Annotated in this window: 12 protein-coding genes; 4 read left to right on the top strand and 8 right to left on the bottom strand. The window is 57.7% G+C overall.

Annotated features, from left to right (window positions below; genetic code table 11):
* Position 1 precedes the first annotated feature (1 nt).
* Together NHF56_RS18570 and NHF56_RS18565 are read left to right on the top strand one after the other, a co-directional pair.
* The gene (locus NHF56_RS18570) at positions 2–1576 is read left to right on the top strand and encodes a caspase family protein (RefSeq protein ID WP_252807367.1); all 1575 of its coding nucleotides are present in this window, start codon (positions 2–4) and stop codon (positions 1574–1576) included.
* 79 nt (positions 1577–1655) lie between these two features.
* On the top strand, positions 1656–2768 hold the full coding sequence (locus NHF56_RS18565; RefSeq protein ID WP_252807365.1) for an RHE_PE00001 family protein: 1113 nt from the start codon (positions 1656–1658) through the stop codon (positions 2766–2768).
* A 343-nt stretch (positions 2769–3111) separates the two neighbouring features.
* Here the strand turns inward: NHF56_RS18565 and NHF56_RS18560 are convergent, their stop codons facing one another.
* The 3 genes from NHF56_RS18560 to NHF56_RS21045 all read right to left on the bottom strand — a co-directional run bounded on the left by NHF56_RS18560 (position 3112) and on the right by NHF56_RS21045 (position 4118).
* Positions 3112–3444, bottom strand: a complete 333-nt coding sequence (locus NHF56_RS18560; protein WP_252807362.1) for a type II toxin-antitoxin system PemK/MazF family toxin — start codon at positions 3442–3444, stop codon at positions 3112–3114.
* A complete protein-coding gene (locus tag NHF56_RS18555) occupies positions 3444–3701 on the bottom strand; it encodes an AbrB/MazE/SpoVT family DNA-binding domain-containing protein (RefSeq protein ID WP_252807360.1) in 258 nt (85 codons plus the stop codon). Before NHF56_RS18555 ends, NHF56_RS18560 begins: the two co-directional genes overlap by 1 nt.
* 171 nt (positions 3702–3872) lie before the next feature.
* Complete coding sequence (locus NHF56_RS21045; RefSeq protein WP_373456341.1) at positions 3873–4118, bottom strand: GNAT family N-acetyltransferase; 246 nt, start codon at positions 4116–4118, stop codon at positions 3873–3875.
* A 362-nt stretch (positions 4119–4480) separates the two neighbouring features.
* Here NHF56_RS21045 and NHF56_RS18550 point away from each other — a divergent pair, with 362 nt between their 5' ends.
* Entirely contained in the window at positions 4481–5506 is a 1026-nt protein-coding gene (locus NHF56_RS18550) for a hypothetical protein (RefSeq protein ID WP_252807359.1), read from the top strand.
* Between the two features lie 81 nt (positions 5507–5587).
* On the opposite strand, the gene NHF56_RS18545 is transcribed toward NHF56_RS18550, so the two are convergent.
* From NHF56_RS18545 to NHF56_RS18525, 5 genes are all read right to left on the bottom strand, one after another.
* The gene (locus NHF56_RS18545) at positions 5588–6676 is read right to left on the bottom strand and encodes an ABC transporter ATP-binding protein (RefSeq protein WP_252807357.1); all 1089 of its coding nucleotides are present in this window, start codon (positions 6674–6676) and stop codon (positions 5588–5590) included.
* An 11-nt stretch (positions 6677–6687) separates the two neighbouring features.
* The gene (locus tag NHF56_RS18540) at positions 6688–8352 is read right to left on the bottom strand and encodes an alpha-glucosidase family protein (protein ID WP_373456340.1); all 1665 of its coding nucleotides are present in this window, start codon (positions 8350–8352) and stop codon (positions 6688–6690) included.
* A gap of 25 nt (positions 8353–8377) precedes the next feature.
* On the bottom strand, positions 8378–9520 hold the full coding sequence (locus NHF56_RS18535; protein WP_252807356.1) for a carbohydrate ABC transporter permease: 1143 nt from the start codon (positions 9518–9520) through the stop codon (positions 8378–8380).
* Positions 9521–9530: 10 nt separating this feature from the next.
* A complete protein-coding gene (locus NHF56_RS18530) occupies positions 9531–10538 on the bottom strand; it encodes a carbohydrate ABC transporter permease (RefSeq protein ID WP_252807355.1) in 1008 nt (335 codons plus the stop codon).
* A gap of 78 nt (positions 10539–10616) precedes the next feature.
* Complete coding sequence (locus NHF56_RS18525; protein WP_252807354.1) at positions 10617–11969, bottom strand: ABC transporter substrate-binding protein; 1353 nt, start codon at positions 11967–11969, stop codon at positions 10617–10619.
* 273 nt (positions 11970–12242) lie between these two features.
* On the opposite strand from NHF56_RS18525, the gene NHF56_RS18520 reads away from it, so the two are divergent.
* Entirely contained in the window at positions 12243–13277 is a 1035-nt protein-coding gene (locus tag NHF56_RS18520) for a LacI family DNA-binding transcriptional regulator (RefSeq protein WP_256995430.1), read from the top strand.
* Positions 13278–13446: the final 169 nt, after the last annotated feature.

The raw sequence follows: 13446 nt of genomic DNA, 5'->3' as shown, positions 1-13446 counted from the left end.
CGTGAAATTTCAATCCATACTGAACAAGATGGTGCGCATTTGCACATCAATGGCCTTGGCCCTGACAATGGCGGCAGGCACAACAGGCCAAGCTTCAGCCGCCACCGGCAAACGGGTGGCGCTGGTGATCGGCAACGGGACCTATGCGTTTGCAAATCATCTGCCAAACCCGCCGCGCGATGCAGACCTGTTTGCCAACACCATCCGGGCTGCCGGGTTTGAGGTCATCGAGGGGCTGGACGTCAACAAGAATGACATGCAGTCGCTGATCGACCGCTTCACCGAAGCTGCCTATGATGCCGATGTCGCGCTGGTCTATTATGCCGGCCACGGCATGCAGGTGGAAGGGAAGAATTATCTCATCCCGGTCGATGCGCAGCTCATGTCGCCAGCGCACCTGCAGACCCGCACCATCCAGATGGACGACATCGTGTCTGCCCTGCCCAACGACCCGGCAATCGGCGTCATCCTCATTGATGCCTGTCGCGACAACCCGCTGGCACGCACATTTGCAGCCTCGCTGCCGGCCACGCGCTCGGTCGCGGTCAATTCCGGCCTGGCGCCAATCCAGACGACCACCAATGGCGACGGGACAGGCGGGCTGCTGATCGGCTATGCGACCGATCCCGGAGCTGTTGCGCTTGACGGCGATGGGGAAAACAGTCCCTACACGCAGGCTCTCGTTCGCCACCTTGCCGAGCCCGGCGTCAACATTCAGTCTGCCTTGACGCGGGTGCGTGGGGATGTGGTGAAGGCGACAGGCGGGCGCCAGCGTCCGTGGTACAATGCGTCGCTGGGACGCGAGGTGTTTTTGGGTGAGGAGGTCGAAGTTGCCTCGCTAGCGCCTGAAAGCACCTCAACCGCACAGCAAACCTATCAGGAAATGGTCCCCAGCGCGCCCGCGGTGGCCGGTGTCGATAAAGACTGGGAAATCGAATCCAGTTCCTGGGATCAGGTGGTCAAGGCCAATACCGAAGAGCACTACGAATTCTTCATCAAGAGCTTTCCAAACAGCCGTTTCCGTCCGCTTGCAGAGCTGAACCTGAAACAATTGCAGGAAAGGAAGAACACGCAGGTCGCCTCGCTTTCAAGTTCGGTCGGCGATGCCGGTGCGCAGATTGCCAGAACATTGCCAGGACAGCTTGAGCCCACTGTGTTGACTACGCCCGGTACGCCGCTGACGGAGGAGGCGATTGGCATGAGCCGGAATGACAAGCTTGACTTGCAACTGCGTCTGACAGCTTTGAATTTCGACACGAAGGGTGCAGACGGTTCGCTCGGACGCAATTCGCGTCTTGCCATCAGCGCATGGCAGACTTCGCGCGGCATCGTCGAGACAGGTTACCTGACCGGTGCGCAATATGCCGCGCTCAAGAACCAATCCGAGCCTTACATTGCCCAGGCCTATCGGGATTACGAAGCAAAGAAGGCAGCGCAGCAGACACGGAGCGCAAAATCGTCGTCAGGCCGCAAAACGAAATCGAAGGGATCGTCGGATTTCGGGAATGCAGTCGGAAAGGTTATCATCGGGGCAGGCACGTTGATCCTGGCTTGCAAGATCACCAACAGCTGCTGACGAACACTCTGACCAGAAAGACCTAACAGACTCGAAATTCGCGCTAGCGTCCGGATCGTTAAGCCCATACACCTTGGATATGCGGTATGATTTGGCCAAGCTTCCTGTGCAGGATCTGTTGGAGCCGGTGGCTCGGGCGACGGCCGGGCTTTGCCGGCTGGATGAGCGCGTGGCGCGGTCGCCGTCGGGGGCGGGCTGGATCGAGCGCATGCATTATGCCGATGCGGTTGCCTCTATGTGGGTGGATGGCGAGCTGGTGCATATAGAGGATCTTGTGCTCCACGATGCCGGTTCCGACATTCGTGCGCCCACCCATGAACTGACGATTGCCGGCGATGTTCTGCGCATTCGCCGGCGCATTGCAGCCCAGCCCGTTGCCTGGCCCTTGACTGACGAGGGCGTGCGTAACCTGCGCGGACAAGGAGGGCAGCCACCTGACGTTCATCAGGCACGCAAGCCAGAACCTGTGCATGAGAATGACGTGCCGGAACCCGATCAGTTTGCGCCAAGCGAACCCGATCCGCTGGCCGATGAGCTTGCAGCACTCGATGCGGTTCTGACGCGCAGCGATGCGCTTCTGGCCGGTGCTCCTGTGCCTGACGGTTCGGTTGCGCGTGATCCGCTGATTTATGAGCCGGACTGGGACGAAGATGAGCGGCTGGGGGAATGGCGTGCGGTTGTGCTGGAAACAAAGGGGCTGCCGCCGGTTTTGCGTGCGGTGCTTCTCCTGGATGCCTGGAACAGGATCGAGGTTTTTCAGCATGCCCGCTGGCTTGGGCGGCTGCTGGCGGCAGCCAGCCTGCGCGAGGCAGGTTTGACCACATCCGCGCATCTGGTGGCGTTCAATCTGGGGCTCAAGAGTATTTCAGTGGACCAGCGCAGAAACTGGGACCGCGACAGGCGGCTCCTCGCCTTTTTGAATGCGCTGGATATGTCCGCAGACATCGGGCTGCGGGAGCATGACAAGCTGACGCTGGCGCGCCAAACCATGGAGCGTCGGCTGGCCGGGCGGCGCAGTTCCTCAAGACTGCCAGAGTTGATAGACCTTGTGCTCTCGCGCCCCATGGTTTCCACCAACATGATCGCCAAGGCGCTCAATGTGACCCCGCGCGCCGCCCTTCGCTTGGTGGAGGAGCTAAATCTGCGGGAGCTGACGGGCCGCGGGCGCTATCGGGCGTGGGGTGTGATTTAGAGCACCGGGCGATAATATTGAGCCATTCTGTTGGCCCAAACCGGTTCGTTCCACGAGGAGAAGGGTGCAGGCTGTAGCCATAGCTACAGTCAAACCCTTCGACACTGTGGCGGGCCGGTTTCGGCCAACCCTTCGGGCGGCACCAATTTCCGCCATCATCGTCGGCCTTCACCTCGCTGTACCTACGGGTACAGCCTTCGGTAAAGTCCTCGATCCTGACGGAAATTCCTTGCCGCAGAATGGCTCAATATTGTCGCCCGACGCTCTAAGACGGTATGGTCAACCCTGTTCGGTTTGAACCTGCGTCAGGGCCAGGATGCTGAAACTGAAAAATTCGCGACAATTATTCGAGGATCGTTGAGAGCTTCGCCAGCACCTCATCCATGATCGCGCCAGGCACACTCTCCAGCCTCCGCCCGCGCAGTGCACCGATATCCAGCGCACGCGGTTGATCACAGCGAACAACACCGGTCGTTTGAGTTCCAGCTCCCATGAGCGAAACGGTGAAGCCGGCAGTACGGGCAAAGTTGCCGCCGCTTGTGATAGGAAGAACCACGGGGGTTTTCGTCAGTCCATTGAAAGCACCTGGCGATACGACAAGCACCGTTCGCGTTCCTTCTTGCTCGTGCCCGGACGTCGGATCGAGCGAAACGAGATAGATATCGCCGCGCTCCATTACAGCAGTTCACCGCCGGTCGGCTTCGCATCGAGCCATTCCCGTTCTTCAGTGGTCAGCTCAGCGGAGGGGTCACATTGGGCCAAGAGCTCATCGAGCGTATAGCGTGGCCGTGCGCTCGGTTCGATCACGAGACGGCCATTATCAACAGTGAGACCGACTTTGGCCCCAGCCGTCAGGTGCAAAACGTCGAGCAGCGCTGGCGGGACGGCTAACATGATCGAACCGCCGACCTTCCGAAGATTGGTTGTGTGCATATGCCCCTCTATGAGTTATATGAAAATATAACTTCTCGTTGACTTATTCAAGAGCCTGGTCGGAGGCGAACATCAGCACGTGGAGTTTGACGCGAAAATCAGGATTTCCACGACAAGAAATCTGGCCACGATGCGGCAAACATCTCCCGTTGTAGGTTTCTCGAAAATATCTCAAACGCTCCACGCCCTGTCCCAGACAACAGAAAGTGGCCTGAAGCCCGAACGCTCATAAAGATGATGCGCGGCTCTACCGTCTAATGTGTCATCTGCAATCGTATCAACATAGATCAAGGACGGCGGCGGGAACGTTTTCAACGTCGCTGTAACCAATGCTGCGCCCATACCGAACCTGCGACAGTCTGAGCTTACCGCCAGCCATCCCATCCCGTATACGCCGACCCATCCATCGGGTAACATTGCACCTGCGACCGCAAAATCCGTATTCTGCTTTGTTCGTCCACCTGGCCATATTCGCAGCTTCGGGCCGACCGGACCGAATTCTAGCAAATATTCGCTAGATAAAAGTAACGGGCCGTAAACTTTAACGACCGTTTTCTGCCGTGAAACGGTATTTTTTGCAATGAAATGAAGAATATCCCGATTTTTACAGCTCCTGCCATAAACCAGTTGTCAATATAACGCGTTTATTGGTTCAGTATTCAGTATTATTATTCAGGCGGACGAAACAAGACGATGTTCGCCGGGCGGGAGCACCACGAATGGGGAACCAACCTCAACGAGATCCAAATCGCAGCATAAATTATAAGGTCTTTGCCTTGATGAACCGGCTCCATTTGGAGCCGAACCCGATCAATTTCGAGCTGATGCACGAGATCCTGAGTGGTGCGAACCCGGAACTGCGGGCGCGCTTTACCAAGCTTGGCCGGTCGATCACGCAGAAGCAGCTGGATGAGCTGGCGAAAGAGTTTCTGCCGCACCATTTCGGCGATTCCATCTTCGACAAATCCACAACGACTGTGCGCGATGATCTGGAAGACCTGATGCGCTCTCTGGAACAGTCGCGTCGCGATCTTGATGAATATGCCACGCAGCTTTCCACCTCGTCTGAACGTTTCCGCAGCATGGACCCGAAGGATGAGAAGGCGATCCGTCTGGAACTGACGGGCCTTGCGGCGCTGACGGACCAGCAGAAGCTGAAAGGCCAGGCGACGCTGGGTGTGGTCAGCAACAAGCTGGAATCCGTGCGCGCCGTTGCCGCCGAGGTGGACGATGTGCAGACCGCCAAGTTCACGCATTCGGCGTCCGGTCTCGGCAATCGGCGCGCCTTCAACAAGCGCATGGCGTCGCTGTTTGCAGAGGGTTCCTTCCCCGGCGAATATAGCCTGATTTTCGGCAAGATCAGCGGCTTTGATTTTCTGGACCGTGCCGATGCAATCAAGCCCAAGGAAGCGCTTCTGGCTCGGGTGGGCAAGAGTGTCAGCGCCATCACCACCGATGACGATTTCGGCGGGTGGATCGATACGCCCCATATTGCCATCCTCCTGGCAACGGCGGAAGAGAGCGAAATCGTGCGGCTTGTGGGGCAGGTTGCCAACCAGCTGCAGACGGCGCTGAAAAATCTCAAGACGCAATCGCCGTTTCTGCCGCTTCTGTCGATCGCATTCGGCGCCAGCACCACCTACAGCGCCAAGAATGCCGCGTCCATGATACAGAATACCGAGGCAGCACTGGCCCAGGCCATCGATAAATCGTCTCTGAAGGTGGTGATCTTCGGCCAGACGACGTCGGATATGGAAGGCGGCAAGGATTACCGGCTTTATAATGGCGGTGACACCTACCTCTGATGCGGCATTTTCATCAGTGACAAATAAGCCGGGCATGATCATATCAGCCCGGCTTTTGCGTTTCCGTCCACCGCGTAAAGATCAGCGGCGATAGGTCTTTCCGTCCGCATCGAAGAGATGCAGCTTGGCTTTTTCTGCAGCAAAACGCAGCTTCTGTCCTTTATCGACCTTCACGATGCCCGGCAACTTGACGACAAGTGGCTCGTCTTCGCGGATATCGCTGACGTAAAGCAGGGTGACCTCGCCGAGACCCTCGGCGATATCGACGGTTCCTTCAAAGAGAAAATCGTCGGCGGTTGTGACGGTGAGGTCTTCCGGACGCACGCCGAAATGGCAATCCTTGCCCTTTTCCGATGCATCGGTGGCCACGTCTACGGTGACACTGTTGCCGCCCGGCAGCCTGACGCTTGTTTGCGCGCCGGTCTCTTCGATCTTGCCTTTCACGATATTCATGGCCGGCGAGCCGATGAACTGGGCGACGAAAAGATTGGCCGGATGTTCGTAGAGTTCCAGCGGGGGGCCAACCTGCTCGATGCGCCCGGCTGACAGTACCACGATCCGGTCGGCAAGCGTCATGGCCTCCACCTGATCGTGTGTCACATAGATCATGGTCGTATCGGCCATCTGTTCGTTGAGCTTGGCAATCTCGATGCGCGTTGCCACGCGCAGTGCTGCATCGAGGTTGGAAAGCGGCTCATCGAAGAGGAAGACCTTCGGATCGCGGCAGATCGCCCGGCCGATGGCCACGCGCTGGCGCTGACCACCGGAGAGCGCCTTGGGCAAGCGGTCGAGATAGGGGGTCAGCTGCAGGATTTCGGCAGCGGAACGCACCCGCCGGTCGATCTCTTCCTTGCTTTCCTTGGCAATGCGCATGCCAAAGGCCATGTTGTCGTAAACCGTCATATGCGGGTAGAGCGCATAGGATTGGAACACCATGGCAATGCCGCGTTTGGAGGGTGGAACATCGTTGACCACCTGACCGTCAATGACAAGTTCGCCGCCGGTGATGCGTTCAAGCCCTGCAATCATGCGCAGGAGCGTGGACTTGCCGCAGCCCGAAGGGCCGACGAAGACGATGAATTCTCCCTGCTCGATTTCAAGGTCGACGCCCTTGATAACCTCCACGGCACCGTAAGATTTGCGGATACCCTTCAGCGACAAGCTTGCCATGTCTCTTCCCCTCAGTTGACGCGGGCGAAATACGCACCCCAAGCGGGGAAGCGGATTTCATTGCCTGCAAGTTCGCTCGCAAGACCGTGGCCTTCGAGTGTTTCCAAATCGCCATTCGGCTTTGTCATTGTCTGGTCTTCGCCGCTCATGTTGAAGCAGCACAGAAGCGTCTCGTTGCCGTAACTGCGCTCGAAGGCCAGCACTTTGCCGGTTCGCTCAATGAACCGTATGTCGCCCTTTTTCAGCGGCAGATGCTGTTTGCGGAAGGCCAGGAAGCGGCGGTACTGTGTAAGGACGGAATGGGATTCCTCCTCCTGCAGCGAGACCGCGCGTATCACATGCGCAGGCGGAACAGGCAGCCATGGCTTGACCGATGAGAAGCCGCCTGTTTCAGTCGGCTCCCACACCATGGGCGTGCGGCAACCATCGCGGCCCTTGAAATCCGGCCAGAACTGGATGCCGTAAGGGTCCTGCAGGTCTTCAAATTGCAGTTCGGCTTCCGGCAGGCCCAGTTCCTCGCCTTCATAAAGGCAGGCTGAACCGCGCAGCGAAAGCAGAATGGCGTTCAGCACTTTTGCAAACGCGTCCGTGTCTTCAATGCCCTCGCTCCAGCGGCTGATATGGCGCACCACATCATGGTTGGAAAAGGCCCAGCAGGCCCAGCCTTCCGGTGCTGCTGCCTGAAAGGCCTCCTGCACGTCGGCGACACGGGCCGGGGTCATCGGTTCTGCAGACAGAAGCTCGAAGGCGTAGCACATCTGCACCTTGTCGCCGCCGGACGTATATTCGCCGGCAATCTCGAGGCCGCGCTGCGCATCGCCCACTTCACCGACGGCAGCCGCGGCCGGATATTCATCGAGCACGGCGCGAAAACGCTTCAGGAATTCCAGGTTTTCCGGCTGGTTCTTGTCGTAAAGATGTTCCTGATAGTTATAGGGGTTCACCGCAGGTGCAATCGAGGCATTGCGGCGGTCTGCCGGCAGCGGCGGGTTGCTGCGCAACTGCTTGTCGTGAAAATAGAAGTTGATCGTGTCGAGGCGGAAGCCGTCAACCCCGCGATCAAGCCAGAAGCGCACGACCGACAAAAGTGCGTCCTGAACATCGGCATTGTGCAGGTTGAGATCGGGCTGCTGGGTCAGGAAGTTGTGCAGATAATATTGGCAGCGCGTCGCATCCCACGCCCAGGCCGAGCCGCCGAAGATGGAGAGCCAATTGTTGGGCGGTGAGCCATCGGGCTGGGGATCGGACCACACATACCAATCGGATTTTGCATTGTCCTTGCTCGTACGGCTTTCAATAAACCAGGGGTGCTGGTCGGATGTGTGCGACAGAACAAGGTCAATCATCACCCGGATGCCGAGACGGTGGGCTTCTTCGATCAGGCCATCAAAATCGCCAAGCGTGCCGAAGGTTGGATCGACATCGGTGTAGTTGGAGACATCGTAGCCAAAATCCTTCATCGGCGAGGTGAAGAAGGGCGAAATCCAGATCGCGTCAGCGCCGAGATTGGCCACATAGGAAAGGCGGGAGGTAATACCGGCCAGATCGCCGATACCGTTTCCGTCTGAATCCTGAAAAGAGCGCGGATAGATCTGATAGATCACAGCACCGCGCCACCAGTCCTTGTCGGCAACAAGTGTCGATGTGGAAGCCGAAGTGGACATTGCCAGGTTCATGCAAATGAGTTCCTTCTAAAATGTTTTATTTAACGGAGCCAGCCAGCAGACCACGAACGAGATAGCGCTGCATGGCAAAGAAAACGACGAGTGGCACAGAGATGGAAATGAAGGCAGAGGTCGCCAGGATTTCCCAGTTGCCGCCGCGCGTACCGAGCAGTTCCACGATCTGCTTGGTCATCACGGTTGTATCGCCGGTGGAATCAATGAGGAAGACGAGCGCGACCAGAAGATCGTTCCATGTCCACAGAAACTGGAAGATGGCAAAGGATGCCAGAGCTGGAAACGACAGCGGCAGGATAATGCGTACGAAAATCTGGAAATCGGTGGCACCATCGACGCGCGCATTTTCGATAATGTCACGCGGCAGGCCGACCATATAGTTGCGCAAGAGATAGATGGCGAGCGGCAGGCCGAAACCGGTATGGGCAAGCCAGACACCCAAATAGCCCTTGCCGATGCCGATATCATTGTGGAGCCGCAAAAGCGGGATCAGCGCCAACTGCAGCGGAACGACCAGCAGCCCGACGACAGCGGCAATCAAAAGAGCGCGGCCGGGAAACTCCATCCACGCGAGCGCATAGGCGGCAAAGGCTGCAATGAGGATCGGGATGATGGTTGCCGGGATGGAAACCGTCAGCGTGTTGAAAAACGCCTTGCTCATGCCCTCCCGGTTATTGGGGTCGAGAAGGATGTTCTTATAGTTCTGCAGCGTGAATTCCGGCGGCGTGGCAGCCGTCGAGAAGATGCGCGGCAGGCGTTCGTCGCCAAAACTTGTGGGGCTCGAAAGCGTGTAGGCACCGGTGTCATCCACCGTCAGCGTCTGGCCATCGTCGAGATCGACAACATCACCAGGCTCAAAGGCCGCTGGATCGCGCGAGCTGGTGCCCCAGGCGCTCACGGTTGCATCCTTGTTGGGAAACAGGTTGCCGTGGATGACGAAGCGACCACCTTCTTCCACTTCTTTGCCTTCCACGCGAATGGCGGGAACGGAGCGCTCCTGCGTCATGAAGGAGGCCCACCAGCCGCTAGTCGCGATCTGGTCAGCCGTGCGGAACGAGGAGATGAAGAGGCCGAGCGTGGGGAAAAGCCAGAGCGCCACCAGCAGTACGACGGAGATGTGAACGGCCCAGGTGAGAGCGGATTTCTTTGATGAAGCGGAATACATGTCGTGCTCCTCAGCGCATTTCTTTGCGGGCGTTCATGACGTTCCAGACGAGGATCGGGGTTACCAGCAGCATGATCACCATGGCGCTGGCTGAACCCACGCCCCAATCGTTGGCGCGGAAGAGTTTGTCATACATGTAATTGGCCAAAACCTGGGTTTCCCACTGCCCGTTGGTCATGGCGAAAACGATATCGAAGACCTTGAGCACGACGATGGTGATCGTCGTCCAGACCACTGCAATGGTTCCCATGATCTGCGGAACCTTGATCTTGAAGAAAATCTGAAACGGGTTGGCGCCATCAATCACCGCAGCCTCGATCGTTTCTTCAGGAATGCCGCGAAGGGCGGCCGACAGGATGACCATGGCAAAGCCGGTCTGAATCCAGATCAGCACGATCATAAGGAAGAAATTGTTCCAGAAGGGAATGGTCAGCCAGGTCTGCGGATCTGTGCCGCCCAGATGAAGATAAATCGCATTCAATATGCCGATCTGGTCCTGATCTGCAGGTCGCGTGTCGTAAACCAGCTTCCAGATGACCGACGCACCCACGAAGGAAATGGCCATCGGCATGAAGATGAGCGATTTGGCGATGCTGCCCCAGCGGATGCGGTCCGTCAGCTGCGCGGCCAGCAGACCGAAGGCGGTGGAAAAGGCCGGCACCACAATCAGCCAAAGGGCATTGTTGCGCATCGCTTCCCAGAATTTCGGCTCGCTGAACATCAGCCGGTAATTTTCAAAGCCCACAAAACGGGTTTCATCGCCCGGCACGCGTTCGGACAGCGACAGGATGAAGGTGGCGACCACCGGATAGGCGAGATAGAGGCCGAGAAAGAGCAGGGCGGGTGCCAGAAACAACCACGGACGAACCATATTGGCGCGGTTGATGTTGCGCCCGGCATGTTCGCCCTTTGCCGGAAAAAGCACCTTGTCGAGAAACTGATTGGACAGATAAAAATAGCCAACGCAGCCGCCGACGCCGAGAATGATGGTGATCAATCCCTGAATTGCCGGGTTCATCCTTCTCTCCCTCAGAAGGTTTCGGGGTCAGGAAACCCCGGCGCGCGGGCCGGGGTTGTCCATGTTTTTTTGTTGTTCTTACTTCTGCTTGTCCCAGGCGGACTGGATGCTGTCGGCAACATCCTTCGCCGACTTGCCGCCGACATAGTCAACCATGCCGGTCCAGAATGCGCCGGCACCAATGGCGCCCGGCATCAGGTCGGAGCCATCGAAACGGAAGGTGGTGGCATTGAGAAGAATGTCGTTCATCTTCTTCAATGTCGGGTCGCTGAAGAGTTCCGTGTTCACGCCCTTGTAAGGGGTGAGGAAGCCCTTCTGCGCCATCCAGACTTCATGTGCGATCGGGGTTTGAAGGAACTTGATCAGCGCATCTGCAGCCGGGCTCTCCTTGGTGATCGCCCAGACGGTGCCGGCACCCAGAACCGGGTTGCCAAGGTCTTCGCTGGCATAAGGCGGCATGTAGAAGAAGTCCGCATCGGTGCCCACTTCCGTTCCCTCAGGGAAGAAAGCCGGAATGAAGGACGCCTGATGGTGCAGGTAGCACTGCGGCGGCGATGAGAAGAGACCCTTCGGGCTGTCGCGGAAATCGGTCGATGCAACGGCACCAGCGCCGCCGGCGACGAACTTGTCGTTGCGCGCAAACCAGCCAAACTCGTCAATAGCGTTGATCACAGCCGGGTCGTTGAACGGAATTTCGTTGGAAACCCACTTGTCGTAAACCTCAGGCTTCTGCGTGCGCAGCATCAGGTCTTCAACCCAGTCTGTGGCAGGCCAGCCGGTTGCCGCGCCGGAGCCGAGGCCGATGCACCACGGTGTTTCGCCGTCCTCGGCGATCTTCTCGGTCAGAGCTTTGAGCTCTTCCATCGTCTTGGGCACTTCATAGCCGGCGTCTTCAAAGTTTTCCGGCACGTACCAGACCAGCGATTTCACATCGACCTTGTAGAAGAAGCCGTAAAGGTTCTTGTTACCATCGGGGCCTGCGAATGTGCCGAGGTCCACCCAGGACTGGCCGGCGGCATAATTGTCCTTCACCCAGTCAGCGGTACCTTCCGGCAACGGAGAGAGAAAGCCGCGCTTTGCCATGTCGGAGGCAAGGCCCGGCTGCGGGAAGACGGCAATGTTGGGCGCTGAGCCTGCTTCTGCATCCACCATGATCTGCTGTTCGAAACTGTCCGAACCCGTGTAGCGCACGTCAGCGCCGGTTGCTTCTGCGAAATAGGCAAGAACGGCTTCGACATTGGCCTGGTCAGGACCAAGCCAGGGGCCGAATACGGTCAGCTGCTGTCCCTTGAGATCGATATCCTTCAGCTTCTCATAGCTGTCCCAGTGGAAGCGGGAATCCTCACCGGGCTTGAACTTCAGCTCCGCAGCGGAAGCAGAACCCGCAATCAATGCCGCGGCTGCGACACCAAACAGAAATGCCTTCTTCATTAAAACCTCCCTTTGCTGCCCAGATACGGGGACAGCTCGTTTACCTCAAAGCGCTTTGAAGGACGCTTGTAAGTACTAAAACATGAATTCTGTTTTCCCTGCAACCCTCAATCATGTTTTGGCGCTGTTTTGCTGCGCTGCAGCTTTATTTCGCAGTGCGACAAGGCGTTTCTACTTGGCGTCATCGCTTTGCATCTGTTAATAAACATGCCCACTGAAATGATCGTTACGCTTGTTCAAAGCGCTTTGGAAATAACAACGGGGTTAGCAGCGTTGACGAACCTGAAGCAGCTTGCTGCCATGCTCAATCTATCGCAAACCACCGTCAGCCGGGCTCTCAATGGTTATCCGGAGGTTGGCGAGGACACGCGAAGACGCGTCATGGAAGCGGCGCTGAAAACCGGCTACCGCCCCAATCTGGCCGCCAAGCGGCTGGCAACCGGCAAGGCGGCCTCCATCGGCCTCATCATGCCGGTTTCGGAAGGTGTGGGGTCTGACCCGCATTTCGGGGAATTTCTGGAAGGTTTGAGTGAGGTTGCCGTTCGGCACGATTTTCATTTTGTCATCGCGCCCGCGGCCCCGAACGACGAGGTCAATGCGCTCCGGCGGCTGGTGAGCGGCGGCAGCGTCGATGCTGTATTCGTTGCTTATGTGAAGGAAGAGGATGCGCGTATCAGCTACCTGAAAACGGCCTCGATACCCTATCTCGTGCATGGACGGCTAATGGGCGACACGCACGATTACCCCTTTCTCGACGTGGACAATGCGCGCGCCTTTCATCAGGCGACAAAATTTCTCCTGCAACTGGGGCACAAGCGTATCGCGCTGATCAATGGGCCGGAAGAAATGACGTTCGCCATCATGCGCAGGCAAGGACTGGAGCAGGCACTGAGCGAGCAGGGGCTAACGCTGCCATCGCACTATGCCTTTTCCGGACGTATGACCGATCGTGTGGGGCTGGAGGCGATGACGCGGATGCTGGACATGCCCGAGCGGCCCACCGCCATCTTGTGCGCCAGTACGGCCCTTGCCCTTGGTGCGGTGCGCGCGATCAACAAAGCGGGCCTGACAATCGGCGAAGACGTTTCGATCATCGCGCACGATGACGTGTTGCCGTTTCTGCGCCCGGAAAACTTCAATGTACCGCTGACCACCACCCGCTCATCGCTGCGCGCCGCCGGCGTGCGCATCGCCGACCGTCTGATCGCGCGAGTGCATGGCGGCGACACATTTCCCGAGCAGGAACTCTGGGAAGTCGAACTGATCGTGCGGGCCTCTACTGGGCCGGCGCCGGTGAATTCAAAGTAGCCGCATTCGATCTGATTGAATCCACAGTCGAACCAAGGGTTTGTTCGCTGCCTTACTTTATCGCCCGATGCTTTAGGTCACGGACTCATAAATGAGGTTGTTTTGGTAAGCCAAATTTGGTCAGCAACTAGGCGCAAGGGCGCAGGAAATGCCGATCATTTTCAAGCCG

The sequence above is a fragment of the Rhizobium sp. L1K21 genome (assembly GCF_024055895.1).
In the GTDB taxonomy this organism is placed as follows: Bacteria; Pseudomonadota; Alphaproteobacteria; order Rhizobiales; family Rhizobiaceae; genus Ensifer_A.
The sequence above is the reverse complement of the archived record's forward strand: the minus strand, read 5'-3'. Positions and strand labels throughout refer to the sequence as shown.